The following is a 16,389-nucleotide window of genomic DNA, read 5'->3' as shown; positions in this document are numbered from 1 at the left end:
CATACTATAATCACTATAGATATCAATGGAATTTAAAAAAGATGACTCCTGTTGAATACAGAAATCATCTTCTTGATATTGCCTAACTTTTCTCAAAATGTCCTTTACAAAGGGTGCAGATTATGACTCATCTCCTTTTTTATTTTGCACAAGAAAATAAGAGGAAGAGAGGAATACATCAGATTCTATAAACGCCATGTTCGAATCCTTCCTGAATATTTTTTTTATTCTATTAAATGTGAAAAGTAAAAGATAGATTTCTTGTAAGGAATCATTTATAATTTAAAATTGTAAGCGGTTACTTTAAACTATTTTTCTATAATAAATTCTGAAAACGTGTTAAGCTAGTAGAGGGATTATTAGAACTATTAAGATAATAATTCGCTTACATGAACGATGGGAGGCTTCACGATGTCTAGTAAAACACTTGCGAAATTTTTAGAAGAAAATTTAGAGGATTTAAAATCAAAGGGACTTTATAACGTAATTGATCCGCTCGAAAGTCCAAATGGACCGATTATTACAATTGGCGGAAAAGAATATATTAACTTATCTTCAAACAACTATCTTGGATTAGCGACAGATAGTCGTTTGCAAGAAGCAGCGATTGGTGCTATTCATAAGTACGGCGTTGGTGCAGGAGCTGTTCGTACAATTAACGGTACTTTAGATTTGCATATTAAATTGGAAGAAACAATTGCAAAGTTTAAACATACAGAAGCAGCAATTGCTTATCAATCAGGGTTTAACTGTAATATGGCAGCGATTTCAGCCGTTATGGATAAAAATGATGCGATTCTTTCAGATGAATTAAATCATGCATCTATTATCGATGGTAGTCGTCTATCAAGAGCAAAAATTATTGTTTATAAACATTCTGATATGGAAGATTTACGCCAAAAAGCAATCGCGGCGAAAGAATCAGGTCTTTACAATAAATTAATGGTTATTACAGACGGTGTTTTCTCAATGGATGGAGATATTGCAAAATTACCAGAAATTGTTGAGATTGCAGAAGAGCTAGATTTAATGACATATGTAGATGATGCACACGGTTCGGGTGTACTTGGAAAAGGCGCGGGAACTGTAAAACACTTCGGTCTTTCTGATAAAGTTGACTTCCAAATTGGTACATTGTCAAAAGCAATTGGAGTAATTGGTGGATATGTAGCAGGGAAGCAAAACTTAATTGATTGGTTAAAAGTTCGTTCACGTCCATTCTTATTCTCTACAGCGTTAACACCAGCTGATGCAGCAGCTTGCATGAGATCAATTGAAATCTTAATAGAAAGCACAGAGTTACATGATCGCCTATGGGAAAATGGTCGCTATTTAAAGCAAGGGCTAAAAAAACTTGGCTTTAACATTGGAGAAAGTGAAACACCAATTACGCCTTGTATTATTGGTGACGAAGTATTAACGCAAGAATTTAGTAAACGTCTAAATGAAGAAGGCGTATATGCAAAATCTATCGTGTTCCCAACTGTAGCAAAAGGAACAGGTCGCGTTCGTAATATGCCTACAGCAGCTCATACGAAAGAAATGTTAGACGAAGCAATTCGTAAGTATGAAAAAGTAGGGAAAGAAATGGGTATCATTTAAGTAACGACATCTTTTGAATAGCTTGCAAATGAGGAGTGGGAAAAATGAAAAAAATTCTAGTAACCGGTTCTTTAGGGCAAATTGGTTCTGAACTAGTAATGAAACTTCGTGATGTATACGGTGCATCGAACGTTATTGCAACAGATATTCGTGAAACAGATAGCGAAGTAGTAAAGTCTGGTCCATTTGAAACGTTAGATGTAACAGATGGACAAAAGTTACATGATATTGCAAAGCGTAATGAAGTAGATACAATTATTCATTTAGCAGCTTTACTTTCAGCAACAGCAGAAAAAAATCCATTATTTGCTTGGAATTTAAATATGGGCGGACTTGTAAATGCATTAGAAGCAGCACGTGAATTAAACTGTAAGTTTTTCACACCAAGTTCTATCGGTGCATTTGGTCCATCAACGCCAAAAGATAATACACCACAAGATACAATCCAGCGTCCTACTACGATGTATGGGGTAAACAAAGTAGCAGGGGAATTACTGTGTGATTATTATCATCAAAAGTTTGGCGTTGATACGCGCGGTGTACGTTTCCCAGGCTTAATTTCTTATGTAGCTCCTCCAGGAGGCGGAACAACTGACTATGCAGTTGAAATTTATTATGAGGCGATTAAAAAAGGCACATACACCTCATACATTGCAGAAGGAACATACATGGATATGATGTATATGCCTGATGCTTTACAAGCGATCATTTCATTAATGGAAGCTGATCCAACTAAATTAGTGCATAGAAATGCGTTCAACATTACAGCAATGAGCTTCGAGCCAGAGCAAATCGCAGCGTCAATTCGTAAACACATCCCGACGTTTACAATGGATTACGCAGTAGACCCAGCTCGTCAAACAATCGCGGATAGCTGGCCAAACTCTATTGATGCAACAGCAGCAATGAAAGAGTGGGGCTTTAAAGCAGAATATGATTTAGACAAAATGACAACTGACATGCTGGCTAAGTTAAAAAAAAAGCTTGCAGCTGAGTTAGTGATGAATTAATAGGAAGGGTCGATTCTTAGGAATCGACCCTTTTATTTGTATTTTAGAAATATACAAGAAATTACAAATGTGATAGAATGAGTTAATTTGTGCATAAAGGGGAGAAAGAAAATGGAGAAACGCAACATGCAAAGAGTTGATGTCGTATATGCACTAATACATGATGAAGAAAAAAAAATATTAATGGTACATAATGTAGAACAAAATGTTTGGTCATTACCAGGTGGTGCTGTTGAAAAAGGTGAAACATTAACGGAAGCACTAGTAAGAGAAGTAAAAGAAGAGACAGGTTTGACTGCTATAGCAGGTGGACTTGTCGCATTAAATGAGAAGTTTTTTGAAGAGAAAGGACATCATGCATTATTTTTTACATTCCGAGCAAAAGTGGTAACAGGTGAACTTATTGCAGAAGATGAAGGGGAAATTTCAGCAATCGAGTGGGTGGATAGAAAAATCGCAAATGAGCGATTCCCATACTATGATGGAGGATTCGAATCATTACTAGAAGTAGCCATTCCATACAAGTTCCAACCAGAAACAAAGTAAATTAACAAAAAAACAGGAGCTACAAGGCTCCTGTTTCCTATTCAATCGTCTTCAGTAATAGCTTTTTCAATAATGGTTTAATCTTCAGGCGTAAATCTTCAGCGTGATTAGCCACTAAGAAGTGATGGTTATAAATGTTTTTCATCAATTGATAAGTCGCTTCTTTCGCTTCGCCTTCTTCGATGAAGATACCGATTACTTCCATACCACTTTTACGCGCGAGTTTAACCGCTTCGTGCGTATCTAAAATTCCATCTTGTTGATAGTCTAACGCAGAAGGCTCACCGTCTGTGAAGACTAGTAGGAATTTATGTTTTTCAGGTCTTTTCGCAAGTTTTTCAGATACGATACGAATAATATATCCGTCACGGTTATCCTCTTCTTCACGAAGTTGCATAATTTCTGGACCGACGTTTGGTAAAGTCGAGTTTTTATATGTCACAACCTTATGGATAACGTTCGGCTTATCTTCAGGTTTAGCACTAGAAGCATCTTCCCAAAATCCACTAATAGCGTGCGGAATTTTTAAAGATTTTAAAGCTTCATGGAATAGGACAACACTCTTTTTCGTTTCTTCCATTTTGTTATACATAGAACCAGAGCAGTCTACTAACAGTTGGAATGCAACGTCGAGCTCTTGTGATTCTTGTCCTTTTTTATAAAACATACGCGGCTGCTTTTCCGTATAAATACGAAGGAATTTCTTACGAAGTCTTCCGTAGTATTTATCACTATTTGCATTCGTTTTATTTTCGATTGTTTTTTCGATAATTTTTTTTAATTCTTTTACATCTTTATTAACGACTGATTTAATAGCTTGGTAATCTTTTTTCTCATCAGAATTTGCTTTGCGAGCTTCTTTAAATGTATGAGAAGCACCTACATTATACTTACCGTATGCACCCTCGTTTTGGCTAGAAGCGTGAGACGCTCTTGCTTCTTCTGTATCAGCGCCATCAAAGTTAGATTGTGTACTTTTTTGAGAAGTACCTTGTACAGAACCAAGAGCTTGATCACCATCTTCTGATTCGCGAGCAGTATCACCCATCATATTTGTTTTTGTGCCGCTTTCTAATTCAAAGCGTAAAAAGTTCTCATTTTCATTATTTTTATTTTCACGGTGCCATGTGGAGAAGCTTTCATCCATTTTGTTTTTATTATCGTCATCATCTACGAGCTGCGTATCATCATTTGCTAGATCTTCGACGCGGCAGTTCTTTTCATCTGCAATGACAGATAAATAGAGTGGGGCATGCCCGAAATAGTTGTTAAGCATATCACTTTCAAGAAGTTCCTCTAAGCGATAGCGAATTTTCTCAACGATATACATAATATCTTCCGTATTACGAGCTTGGAATGTTTCATGCAAAATTGATTCAATTTGCTCGAAATATTCATTATTAAACATTTCATATTTATCACTCGTTAATGAAAGATAGCATAGACAAAATAGACGATCACCGTGATAGTTACGAACGCGGTTTATTTCATTTTGTGAGCCGAAGTAATTGCGGTACATTTCTTTTCGGCGTTTAAAAACATGCTTTGTGCCAGGGCGTAAGTTTTTTACGATTTCTTCGACACGTAAATCTTCTAATAGAACAAATAATTGTGTTAAAAACTTTTTTAGGGGTGATTCTTGTAATTCAATTGCATAAGAACGAATTAAAGTCATGTCCGAGTAATGTTTATTACCAAGTGCTTTTAAGAACACTTCGCTTTTTAATCCGATTACGGTATCTTCTTCTTTTCGATCATCCCAAAAGTGACTAATGACAACCTTTTTTTCAATTTCGTCGTAGTATGCTTTATAGCCATACTCAAGATAGGCATCGTCTTCTTTTAGAAGAGCATACATTAAGTTTTCCATTTGTAGAAACAGCGACGCATCAATTTTTTTGTCACTAAAAATTTGTCTCATGAATTATCCCTCAAAGAAATAACTTTCTGCTAATTCACGGACAGTCATTTGTTCTGTTTCATCATTTAATTTTGCAATAATGCTTCGCTCAATAGCTCGCATAACAGGAATATATACACCTAAATCACATGCGTCGATAATACCACGAATACTTGCAGCTTCTTCACTTACACGTCCATCACGAGCTAAAGGCATAAGATCGCTTGCAAATGCAACGAACTTTTCAATTGTTGCAGTATCTTTTAATTTTGATTCTGCTAATAATAGTTCTTTTAATGTATCACCTTGAATATAAGGAACTTCAATAATAACGAAACGGTTTTTTAATGCCTCGTTTAGTTCACTTGTTCCAACATAGCCTTCGTTAATCGCAGCAATTACGCGATATTCGTCATCACCGTATACAACTTCTTGTGTAAATGGGTTTGTAATCATTTTACGGTAATCTAATGCACCATGAAGAAGCGGTAACGTTTCAGGTTTTGCCATATTGATCTCATCAATATATAAGAAATGGCCGTTCTTCATAGCCTTCATAAGAGGGCCGTTAACGAATGAAACTTCAGATGCACCATCTTTTGTTTGTAATGTGTTGTATCCTAAAATACCTTCTACATCTAAGTCGACAGAACAGTTAATGCTATGCATTGGTTTTTGGAATAAAGAAGAAAGAGTTTCCGCAAGTACTGTTTTACCACTACCAGTCGGTCCCTTTAATAGAATGTTTTTACCAAGAAGAAGAGCTGTAATAGCATCTTCGATGATGCTGTTATCAGATGCTTTATATATTTTCTTTCCAATTAAATGTGCATTTTCGCCAGCTTCTTGCTTATTTTTTTCGTGAATTGTAGAAAGTTGCTGCTTTAAATCAGCATGTATATGAAATTGTTCTAACATGTATTTCCCACCTAACATTATTTTCATAAAGTAATACATCTTATGATAACTTGTTTTTATATGGTATGCAAAGAAAAGGAGAGAGGGGAAATGGAAAAGAAAAAGCAATCAATATTATATTGATTGCTTATAGTAAAGGAGAAATGAGTCGCATGAAAGACTCTAATATTCGTTTTTTGATACTTCTTTTTTGGAACGAGTTCCATTTAATTTCAGTGGAATGCTTAAAGTCTTCTTCAAAATCATGTTTAATATCATGAACGGTTTCTGATTCATAAAGTACACTAATAATTTCATAATTTAATTCAAAGCTACGTACATCCATATTTGCTGTTCCAATTGTTGCGATCTTATCATCAACGAGTACAATTTTCGCATGCATAAAACCATCTTTATAACTGTAGATGGAAGCACCAGCCTTTAAAAGTGGAGTGAAATAGGATTGAGATGCTTGATCGCTAATGATGCTGTCACTTTTACCTGGATATAAAATGCGTACATCGATGCCGGAAATTGCACTTAAGCGTAATAATGTTAAAGTTTCTTGATCTGGAATAAAGTATGGTGTAGCGATCCAAATAGACTTTTTTGCAGAGCCCATAACAGCTAGTAATGTATTACGAATACTTTTATCATCTGAGCTTGGCCCACTTGCGACAATTTGAACAGCACCTTCTGCATTTGAAATTTCTTTGCCAGGGAAGTATTGTCTATTCATAAATTGTTTCCAAGAATACGTATTCAATCCACTAGAGGCATAGAGCCAGTCCTCCAGAAAGATTGCTTGTAATTTATACAATGCTTTTCCTTCTATTTTTAAATGACTATCACGCCAAACAGGGAATTTTTTTGAACGGCCAAGATATTCATCACCGACGTTGAGTCCCCCAGTAAAACCGATTTCTCCGTCTACAATAACGATTTTTCGATGGTTACGATAATTGACCGTTTCAAGTAACCAAGCTGAAAAAATAGGATCAAATTCTACAATTTCAATTCCAGCTTCTTTCATAGGTTGTAAAAAGCGTCTTCTTAAAGTATTACTTCCCAGTCCATCATAAAGGAAGCGTACAATAACACCATCTTTTGCCTTTTGTATTAAAGCATCTCGTACTTTTGTACCAATCTCATCAGATTTATAAATGTAGTATTGAATATGTATATGATGTTTTGCATGCTCGATAGCTTGTAAAATTTCTGAAAATGTTTGATCTCCGTTTGTTAAAAGTTTTGTAGTTGTTCTATCAGCGGCAGGACCGCCTCCAAATTTTTGTACGACTTCTGTTAAATGTATAGAACGTTCTTGTAATGGAACTGTAAGAGATAATTCTAATCGTCTTCTTTCTAAAATTTCACGGAATAGTTTTCTTTGCTCTTCTGAACGATGGAGATGTTTTTTTCTTCTCCATCGGCTACGTCCGAAAAGAGAGTATAAAAGTACACCGATAATAGGTAGAAGCGCTAATACTAAAAACCAAGCTAATGTGCTTTGGGGAGACCTATTTTCGATAAAAATAACGAATGAAATCCCTACGATTGTGATAGACCATAGAACACCGACAAATGTATATAACGAAATAGCCGATATATTTAAAAGTAAAAGAACGATAGATACAATTGTAAATACTAATAATAATTGAACGATAGGCTTCTTCATTTTTATATAATTCCTCTAATCTTTCTTAAATATAGACTTTTTAAATAGGAGATGTAATGTTACATCTTTATTATAAAGTGTTTTGTGTTTTTTACAAAATGTAGGTATTTCCCTATACTCTCCGCATTTGTCCTACATACAGTATATTGTGACGTTTTTATATAAAAAAGGAGTTGAATAAAATGTATGGTCGTCCAATTGGAGGATTCGGTCACGGGGGCTTCCAGGGTGGTTTTGGACACTCACCGTTTTTTGGCGGTGGTTTCTTTCCTGGATTTGTAGCAGGTGCATTACTAAGCCCGGGTTTTGGATATGGGGGATATAGTTATCCATATTACTAGGATTATTCTTACTATACAGGTTATCAACAAGATCCATATTATTCATACAACACCTATTAAGGTGAGAAAATTGAAAAGGAGAGGGGAAAAAATGAACTATATAGAACATAACGGAGTGTATTATCGTAATCATCATGGGGGGCACCATCATAACGGTGGACATAATCACTATGGCGGACACGATCATTATAACCATCATAACCATCACGGTAATGGCTGGGGCGGTGGCTCATGGGGCGGCGGATTTTTCCCAGGGAGTTTTGCTGGTGGAGTATTAGGAGGACTTACAGCTGGCGCATTAACAGGTGCAACAAGTGGTGGCTATTATCCAGCACCGTACCCGGTAACATATCCAGCACCATACCCAGGTTATCAGCAAATACCATATCAGTATTAAACTAAAAAAAGAGGTGATCCTCTTTTTTTAGTTTAATACTGTATTTATTTATAAAATACTTCCAAAATAAAGGTCAAAACATGTTAATATTTTATTATCATAATTCAAAAACATAGATGCCGATTTATATTTTGGGCATTTAGATTTACGACTTACTATTCATGCAAGTAAAGAGATTAGGTACGAGCAGAATTAGTAAGACATAGAAGTTACATAGAGCAGGTTAAATGAATGCGGTATAATAATATGAGATAATTAGAGAGAGAAGAAGCTACTATATATAATTGAAATGATATTATATTGCTTTTTGTTACAAATAATATTATGTTATTTTAATCGGTCTATTTCAAAACGTGGTTTATGTAAAGGGCCATTATTAGAAAATGAAATATCTCTATTTCTATGAAGAGAAACAAGTTGTGTTTTAGTCAGATAGGAAGCAAGGAGAGATGCGCATGCTAGAACAAAGAGGTCATGCATTATATGACTCTTCGTTGCGAGATTTAAAGTTAGCATTAGATGAGTCTTCAATTGTTGCAATTACAGATCGAAAAGGTCTTATTACATATGTAAATGATAAGTTTTGTGAAATCTCCAAATACAAAAGAGAAGAGTTAATAGGAAAAGATTACCGTATTTTAAACTCAGGATATCATCCGAAAGCGTTTTTTCAAAATTTATGGAAGCGTATTTCGAATGGAAAAGTATGGAGAGGTGAGATTCGAAATCGAGCAAAAGATGGTACATATTATTGGGTTAAAACAACAATTGTTCCATTTTTAAATGAAAAAGGAGAGCCATATCAGTTTATTGCGATCCGAAATGATATTAGTAGTAGAAAAGAAGCAGAACAAAGATTGCGGTTAAGTGAAAGTCGTTATAGAGAACTTGCGTATCATGATGCTTTAACGAACTTACCGAACCGTTTACAGTTAATAACGACTGTTAACGAGCTGATTGCAGAAAACATAGAATTTGGTATGATTTACTTTGATTTGGATCGTTTTAAATTAGTAAATGATACGCTAGGTCATATGATAGGAGATTTACTTTTAAGCGAAGTTGCTTCACGGTTGCATTATGTGTTAGGAGAGAAAGATGTTCTGGCTAGGCTTGGTGGAGATGAATTTGTACTGTTAACAAACCATCATACACAAGATGAGATGAGGCAGCTAGCGACATCTGTATTGTCATGTTTTCAGGCACCATTTATGCTGGAAGGTCATGAAGTATACATTTCAGCTAGTCTAGGACTTTGTTCATATCCACAAGATGGACAAGATGTGGAAACACTATTGAAAAATTCGGATTTAGCTATGTATAGTGCGAAAGAGCAGGGGAGAAACGCTGCGTGTTTCTTTACAGATGAGTTACGTGCAAAAATAAATCGTAGAATGAAAATTGAATTTGCTTTGCAAAAGGCAATTCGTGATGAAGAATTAGACGTGGCATTACAACCTATCATTGATTTGAAAACGAAGAAATATACTGGGATTGAGGCTTTAGTACGTTGTACGACAGAAGAAGGACCTATTTCTCCCAGTGAATTTATTCCTATAGCTGAAGAGTGTGGACTTATTATAAAATTAGGCGACTGGGTATTAGAAAAGTCATGTCGATTGTTTAAAACATTGCCAGAGTACCAAGACGGATTAAGATTATCTGTTAATTTATCGATACAACAATTAATGCAAAAGCGTTTTATTTTGTCTGTACGTAGTATTTTAAGAAGAACAGGTTTTCCTCCGAATCGTTTAATTTTAGAAATAACAGAAAGTATTGCTGTTCGCCATTTTGATTATATTATCGCTACATTACAAGAAATAAGAAGTATGGGTATTTTAATTGCTTTAGATGATTTCGGAACGGGTTATTCTTCTTTATATTATTTAAAACAACTCCCACTTGATATCGTAAAAATTGATCGTAATTTCATTCGTGAATTTCATTACGATCACGCACAACCAGAACGAACAATTGTAAAATCAGTTATTGAAATTGCTCATAGTTTAAATTTAGCGGTGGTTGCTGAAGGGATAGAAACGGTAGAACAAGAAAGTTTATTACAATCCATGGGCTGTGATTACGTACAAGGATTTTATTATGCGAAACCTTTATCTGTAGGAGAGTTAAAAGAAAAGTTAATTACAGATTTTTAATAAAAAAGAGAAGCCAGAAGCTTCTCTTTTTTTAATTCTTTTTTTGTGAGTCTTTCATTAGTACTGGGTAAAGAATCAGACCCAATACAAACAATCCAATTCCTAAGAAGAACGTTTTTAAATCAGCAGTTCCCGTTTTGATAACCCAAAGGGAGTATACCAATGCCAGTATAGTAATGATTCCATCTTTTACTCGAGATCCTGGCAGTATATCATACGTCTCACCTGTAATAACTAATTTTAATTGGTACAAGGTAGAAACAAGGTATGGAATTAAATACGCTAATGTTGCTACGACGATAGCGAAATTATATGCTTCTGAAACAGTACCAGAAATCGTTGAAAATAAGAAAATTTGCGTCATCACATTTGTAATAAATAATGATTTTGAAGGACTGCCTTTTTTATTTGTTTTGCCGAAAAACTTAGGGAAAAGTCCATTTTTTGCTGCCTGATAAGGTACTTCTGAACTTACAACGATCCAGCCAACGGTAGATCCAAATAAAGATACAAGTGCAAGCAAAGCCATTATATATGCGCCTTTATTGCCAATCGCTAAATTTAATGCGTCAACTAATGGTTTTTGAGATTCCTTTAAAGCATCTTGTGGAAGAGCTCCCATTGTAAGTAAAGTAATTGCCATGTAAATAACAAGAGCGATAATTAGACCGAAAATCGTAGCTTTTTTCACATCGCGTTGTGATTTTGCACGATTTGAAAGCATAACCGCTGACTCAATTCCGATAAACGCCCAAAGTGTTGCAATAGCAGCTGAATTGATTTGTCCACCTAACGAGATAGATTGTCCAGCTTCATTCATAAATGTTTGACCATCTCCGAAATTAGAGGCATTGAAAATGAATAATGTAATTACAATAAACATTGTAAATCCAATAATTTTTGCAATGGTAGCAAGAAGATTCATATTTCCAGCGCGATCAATATTTTGAGAAAGAATATATTGAATTCCCCATAACATAAGGCTGCACACGATGAAAGTTAATCCTTTTCCGACCTCTAGTGAAAATCCATTTATTGAAAAGAGAACTTGCTTACTTTGCAAAACAGGAAAGAAGGTTGATAAATATCCTGCAAAAGAAATAATTACAGATGCTGTTGCAGCCCAGTTCGCAGCCCAATATCCCCATGCCATACTATATCCTGCAACTTTACCCGCTTTTTTTGAAGGAAACATTGCTTGAGCGTAACTTTGTGGTCCAGCTTTCAATTCTGGCTTGCGAATTGCTAAATTTCCAAATACGAGTGCAATCATAAATACACCAAGTCCTGTAATACTCCATGCGAGTGTAGAACCCATTGGACCTGATACTTGTGCTAAATTTGCTGGGAGCATAAACACGCCACCGCCAACCATATTCCCGATAACAAAAGCTGTTAAAATCCATAATCCCCATTTTTTCGTTTCCATTTTTGTTAACTCCTTTGTAGTAAGTTTTGCGTAAACATCATTTTTTACTAGCTTTTTTGGTAATAAAAAAAGAGCCATGTAGATAAAAAATACCTACATGGCTCTTCGCCTAACGTAGGTACAACGGGAATAACCCTTGTACCTACGCGTAATTTTTCCGCTAGGTTTCAAGGGTTACGTATGATGATGATGTTTTTGTGCAAATGTAACTACAGTTGTATAAGTAAGCATAGTTTTTTGCTCCCTTTCTCCTCTGATTTTGAAGTTAGTATACTACATGTTTTTTTGAATGAAAAGAAAAATATGAAAAAATTTATAAAAATACGTATTGACGATTAAATATTTACCTATATTTTTCTTGTACTGGAAAATAAGTGAGAGATTGGCAGAAGAGTGTAGCGTGGTATAATACATATAGAATTAGAAGGTGACAAGGGGTTATTGTAGATGATGAGTAAGTATGAACAAATTTATACAGAAATCAGTAAGTCTATTGATAATAAACAATTAAAAGAGGGATGCAAAATCCCATCAGAAACAGAATTAATGAAGCAGTATGAGGCAAGCCGAGGTACTGTAAGAAAAGCGGTAGATTTATTGCAAGAGCGTGGATATGTTCAAAAAATACACGGAAAAGGTGTTTTTGTATTAAAGCGCAAAAATATTGAATTTAACTTTGGTGGTATTGTAAGTTTTCAAGAAGAAAATGAACGTTTAGGACGTCATTGTATTACAGAAGTCGTGGAAATAGAGAAAGCAAAAGCGACAAAAGAGGTTGCAAAACTGTTAAATGTGAAAGAAAAAACCGAAATCGATCATATTAAACGTGTACGAAATATTGATGGAGAAAAAGTAATTTTAGATATAAATCATTTTGTATCTGAATATATTCCTGGGTTAACGCGAGAAATCGCAACTGCATCAATTTATAAATACATTGAAAAAGAACTAGGGCTACATATTAGTTATTCACAGAGGGTAATTGAAGTACAACCATGTACAGAGGATGACAGAAAATATTTAGATTTAAATGGAACAGACTATATTGTCGTTGTGAAAAACTTTACACACTTGTACGATGGGAGTCAGTTCGAATATACAGAATCACGCCACCGTTTAGATATTTTTCACTTTTCGGATGTGGCGCGGAGAAAGTAAAGAGATGGAACAAAATATTGTTTCATCTCTTTTTTTTATAAAAAACCACCAACTCGTATATACGAGTGTTGACTAACTTATATATACGAGTTAATATGTAAGTGTAAACGGTATCAAAAAAAGAAAAGAGGGACGGGAATATGGGGAAAGACTATCGTAAAACAGCAGAGGAAGTGTTGCAGTATATTGGTGGGAAAGACAATATTGAACAAGCTGCGCACTGTGTAACGAGACTCCGTATCGCTTTAAACGATGAAAGTAAAATAGATAATGATAAATTACAGTCTGTTTCATTAGTGAAAGGAGCGTTTCATAACGCTGGGGTATTTCAAATTGTAATCGGTCCAGGGGACGTAGATCGTGTTTACGCTGAATTGATAACGCTTGCAGGTATGAAGGAAGCGACAGTAGCTGACGTGAAAGACTCCGGAAATCAAAAGTTAAATCCAGTTCAAAAGTTTGTAAAAGTATTTTCGGATGTATTTATGCCGATATTGCCAGCGATCGTAACGGCTGGGTTACTAATGGGGATTAACAATCTATTAGGGGCAAAGGACTTATTTTTTGATGGTAAAAATTTATTAGATGTTTATCCAAACTTAGGCGGGCTTTGGGATTTAATTAATATGATGGCGAATACAGCATTCGTATTCTTACCAGCGCTTGTCGGTTGGTCAGCGACGAAGCGCTTTGGTGGTAGTCCAATACTAGGGATTGTTATGGGCTTAATGCTTGTGCATCCGGCCTTATTAAACGCATGGGATTATGGAAAAGCAGCGACTGGTTTAGAGGGACAAAAGATTGAGTATTTCAATATTTTAGGACTGTTCCAAATTGAGAAGGTAGGGTATCAAGGACAAATTTTACCCGTTTTAGTAGCGGCATTCGTATTAAGTAAAGTGGAAATCTTTTTAAAGAAACATGTACCAAATGCAATTCAATTATTAGTTGTACCAATTACAACGATTGTTGTAACAGGTGTGTTAGCATTAGGAATTATTGGGCCGGTTACACGTCATATTGGAGATTTATTAACAGCTGGATTAGTAGGCGTATATGAAACAGTACCAGTAGTTGGAGCAGTATTATTTGGAGCATTATATGCACCGCTTGTCATTACAGGTATGCATCACATGTTTATTGCCATAGATTTGCAATTAATTGCACAACACGGTGGTACATTTATTTGGCCAATGATCGCTCTTTCTAACATTGCACAAGGTAGTGCCGCACTTGCAATGTTCTGGATTTCTAAAAATCAAAATGATAAAAGCATGGCATCGACATCAGCAATTTCAGCGTACTTTGGTATTACAGAACCAGCGATGTTTGGTGTCAACTTACGCAATAAATTCCCATTCTATGCAGCGATTATAGGATCTGCTGTGGCAGCGATATTTATTACGTTAAATGGTGTATTAGCACCTGCTATCGGAATTGGGGGATTACCAGCATTTATTTCTATCATTCCGAAATCGATTCCAATGTTTATTGTAGGAATGATGATCGCAGTTGTAATTCCATTTACGTTAACATGGTTATTTGCAAAAAGAGTAAAACAGAAGTAGGAGGAAGTTAAGTATGAAAGATTGGCATAAAAGTGTAGTCTATCAAATTTATCCGAAGAGCTTTAATAGTTATTACAATAAAGAAACCGGTGATATAAAAGGAGTTACAGAGAAACTAGATTATTTAAAAGAACTCGGAGTGGATTATATTTGGTTAACACCGATATACCAATCACCCCAAAATGATAATGGATACGATGTAAGTGATTATTACAGTATTGATCCATCTTACGGAACGATGGAAGAGTTTGAAGAGCTTCTAGAAAAAGCAAAAGAACATGACATTGAAATTATGCTCGATATCGTTGTAAACCATAGTTCGACGGAGCATAAGTGGTTTAAGGAAGCGAAGGAAGATAAAAATAGCCCATATCGTAATTACTATATTTGGCGTGATGAAAAAAATAATTGGCAGTCTAAGTTTGGTGGATCGGCTTGGAAGTACGATGAGAAGACAGAGCAATATTTTTTACATCTATTTGATGAGACGCAAGCTGATTTAAATTGGGAAAATGAAAAACTTCGTGAAGAAGTATATGATATGATGCGCTTTTGGCTTGATAAAGGGGTAAAAGGATTCCGCCTTGATGTTATTAACTTAATTTCAAAAGACCAACGTTTCTTAAACGATGACGACAGCACTGCAACAAGTGATGGGCGTAAATATTATACAGACGGTCCGCGCGTCCATGAATATTTACAAGAGATGAACCGAAATGTATTTGAAGGTAAAGATGTAATTACAGTTGGAGAAATGTCGTCTACGACAATTGATAATTGTATTAAATATTCAAATCCTGAGCGCAATGAGCTAAGCATGACGTTTAGTTTCCATCATTTAAAAGTAGATTATCCGAATGGTGATAAGTGGACGAAGGCTGATTTTGATTTTATTAAATTAAAAGAAATTATGTCTAATTGGCAAATGGAAATGCAAAAAGGCGGGGGATGGAATGCTTTATTCTGGTGTAATCATGACCAGCCTCGCATTGTGTCACGCTTTGGTGATGATGGTAAGTACCGAAATGAATCAGCTAAAATGTTAGCGACAGCTATGCACATGCTGCAAGGAACGCCTTATATTTATCAAGGGGAAGAAATCGGTATGACGAATCCTAATTTCGAGTCCATCGAACAATATCGTGATGTAGAATCGTTAAATATATACGATATAAAGCTAGAAGAAGGATTATCAACAGAAGAGATTATGGGGATTTTAAAACAAAAATCTCGTGACAATTCGCGTACTCCGATGCATTGGAATGAAGAGATAAACAGTGGCTTTACAACAAGTACACCTTGGATTGCAGTTGCGGAAAACTTTAAAGAAATTAATGTAGATAAAGCTTTAGAAGATAACGAATCTGTATTTTATCATTATAAAAAGCTAATTGAACTTAGAAAAACGTACGATGTAATTACAGAAGGCGAATATGCTATTTTAGATGGAAATCATCCTAAGATTTGGGCATATACACGTACTGTAAATAATGAAGTATTACTTGTTATAAATAACTTCTATGGAGAAGAAATCACATATTCCGTACCAGCTCATGTTCAATTAGATGGTATGAAACAAGAAGTAGTAGTATCAAATTATAAAGATTCAAGTAAGGATATTACAAAGCTTAACTTAAGGCCGTATGAATCAATTGTATATCGATATACGAAATAAAAAGATTGTATGCCCATGGGCATACAATC

At 35.2% G+C, this 16,389-nt stretch carries 14 protein-coding genes; 10 read left to right on the top strand and 4 right to left on the bottom strand.

Annotation, left to right across the window (positions count from 1 at the left end; translation table 11 throughout):
* From MR065_RS17160 to MR065_RS17145, 4 genes are all read left to right on the top strand, one after another.
* Positions 1–86: IS3 family transposase (locus MR065_RS17160; protein WP_242214524.1), on the top strand; the 86-nt coding region annotated here is incomplete at its 5' end.
* A 325-nt stretch (positions 87–411) separates the two neighbouring features.
* Positions 412–1,602: a glycine C-acetyltransferase gene (locus MR065_RS17155; RefSeq protein WP_242214521.1), complete on the top strand. Its 1,191-nt coding sequence runs from the start codon at positions 412–414 to the stop codon at positions 1,600–1,602.
* Positions 1,603–1,646: 44 nt separating this feature from the next.
* Positions 1,647–2,612 (top strand): L-threonine 3-dehydrogenase, encoded by a 966-nt coding sequence (locus MR065_RS17150; RefSeq protein ID WP_097902684.1) that lies wholly within the window; start codon positions 1,647–1,649, stop codon positions 2,610–2,612.
* A 126-nt stretch (positions 2,613–2,738) separates the two neighbouring features.
* Entirely contained in the window at positions 2,739–3,158 is a 420-nt protein-coding gene (locus MR065_RS17145; RefSeq protein ID WP_242214523.1) for an NUDIX hydrolase, read from the top strand.
* 37 nt (positions 3,159–3,195) lie between these two features.
* Here the strand turns inward: MR065_RS17145 and MR065_RS17140 are convergent, their stop codons facing one another.
* The 3 genes from MR065_RS17140 to MR065_RS17130 form a co-directional block, all read right to left on the bottom strand.
* On the bottom strand, positions 3,196–5,079 hold the full coding sequence (locus tag MR065_RS17140) for a vWA domain-containing protein (RefSeq protein ID WP_242214518.1): 1,884 nt from the start codon (positions 5,077–5,079) through the stop codon (positions 3,196–3,198).
* A 3-nt stretch (positions 5,080–5,082) separates the two neighbouring features.
* Positions 5,083–5,976 (bottom strand): ATP-binding protein, encoded by an 894-nt coding sequence (locus tag MR065_RS17135; RefSeq protein WP_242214517.1) that lies wholly within the window; start codon positions 5,974–5,976, stop codon positions 5,083–5,085.
* A gap of 127 nt (positions 5,977–6,103) precedes the next feature.
* On the bottom strand, positions 6,104–7,633 hold the full coding sequence (locus MR065_RS17130) for a cardiolipin synthase (RefSeq protein WP_242214516.1): 1,530 nt from the start codon (positions 7,631–7,633) through the stop codon (positions 6,104–6,106).
* A gap of 182 nt (positions 7,634–7,815) precedes the next feature.
* Here MR065_RS17130 and MR065_RS17125 point away from each other — a divergent pair, with 182 nt between their 5' ends.
* From MR065_RS17125 to MR065_RS17115, 3 genes are all read left to right on the top strand, one after another.
* Entirely contained in the window at positions 7,816–7,974 is a 159-nt protein-coding gene (locus MR065_RS17125) for a hypothetical protein (RefSeq protein WP_242214514.1), read from the top strand.
* 91 nt (positions 7,975–8,065) lie between these two features.
* On the top strand, positions 8,066–8,371 hold the full coding sequence (locus MR065_RS17120) for a cobalt transporter (RefSeq protein ID WP_242214512.1): 306 nt from the start codon (positions 8,066–8,068) through the stop codon (positions 8,369–8,371).
* 455 nt (positions 8,372–8,826) lie between these two features.
* Entirely contained in the window at positions 8,827–10,530 is a 1,704-nt protein-coding gene (locus tag MR065_RS17115) for a putative bifunctional diguanylate cyclase/phosphodiesterase (RefSeq protein ID WP_242214510.1), read from the top strand.
* A 31-nt stretch (positions 10,531–10,561) separates the two neighbouring features.
* Here MR065_RS17115 and MR065_RS17110 read toward each other — a convergent pair whose 3' ends face one another.
* A complete protein-coding gene (locus tag MR065_RS17110) occupies positions 10,562–11,959 on the bottom strand; it encodes an amino acid permease (RefSeq protein ID WP_242214509.1) in 1,398 nt (465 codons plus the stop codon).
* A gap of 447 nt (positions 11,960–12,406) precedes the next feature.
* Here MR065_RS17110 and treR point away from each other — a divergent pair, with 447 nt between their 5' ends.
* The 3 genes from treR (at position 12,407) to treC (ending at position 16,360) form a co-directional block, all read left to right on the top strand.
* The gene (gene treR, locus MR065_RS17105; protein WP_242214508.1) at positions 12,407–13,117 is read left to right on the top strand and encodes a trehalose operon repressor; all 711 of its coding nucleotides are present in this window, start codon (positions 12,407–12,409) and stop codon (positions 13,115–13,117) included.
* Between the two features lie 140 nt (positions 13,118–13,257).
* The gene (gene treP, locus MR065_RS17100; RefSeq protein WP_242214506.1) at positions 13,258–14,685 is read left to right on the top strand and encodes a PTS system trehalose-specific EIIBC component; all 1,428 of its coding nucleotides are present in this window, start codon (positions 13,258–13,260) and stop codon (positions 14,683–14,685) included.
* Positions 14,686–14,698: 13 nt separating this feature from the next.
* Entirely contained in the window at positions 14,699–16,360 is a 1,662-nt protein-coding gene (gene treC, locus MR065_RS17095) for an alpha,alpha-phosphotrehalase (protein WP_242214505.1), read from the top strand.
* Positions 16,361–16,389 lie beyond the last annotated feature (29 nt).

This window comes from Bacillus cereus group sp. BfR-BA-01383 (genome assembly GCF_022663495.1).
In the GTDB taxonomy this organism is placed as follows: domain Bacteria; phylum Bacillota; class Bacilli; order Bacillales; family Bacillaceae_G; genus Bacillus_A; species Bacillus_A cereus_AU.
The sequence above is the reverse complement of the archived record's forward strand: the minus strand, read 5'-3'. Positions and strand labels throughout refer to the sequence as shown.